Below are 247 nucleotides of genomic sequence, written 5' to 3' on the forward strand. Positions count from 1 at the left end.
GGAGCGCTTCGGCCTCCCCTTCGACGTCTCGGACACCGGGTACGGCCACAGCTCCGACGACGTGGCGGAGCTCGCGCGTGCGAGCGCCACCGACCTCATCGGCTACCACGAAGCCGTGCACCGTCGGACGGAGGAGTTCCTGCGGACGATCGGCGACGACGACCTGGGCCGCGTCGTCGACACGAACTGGGATCCGCCCGTCACCCTCGCCGTGCGTCTGGTCAGCGTGATCTCCGACGACCTGCAG

Annotated in this window: 1 pseudogene; it reads left to right on the forward strand. The window is 70.0% G+C overall.

Features of this window, described 5'->3' with window-relative positions:
• Positions 1–247: pseudogene (locus SB717_RS38490) on the forward strand (hypothetical protein); the annotation flags it as partial.

Source organism: Priestia sp. SIMBA_032, assembly GCF_046535215.1.
GTDB lineage: Bacteria > Bacillota > Bacilli > Bacillales > Bacillaceae_H > Priestia > Priestia aryabhattai.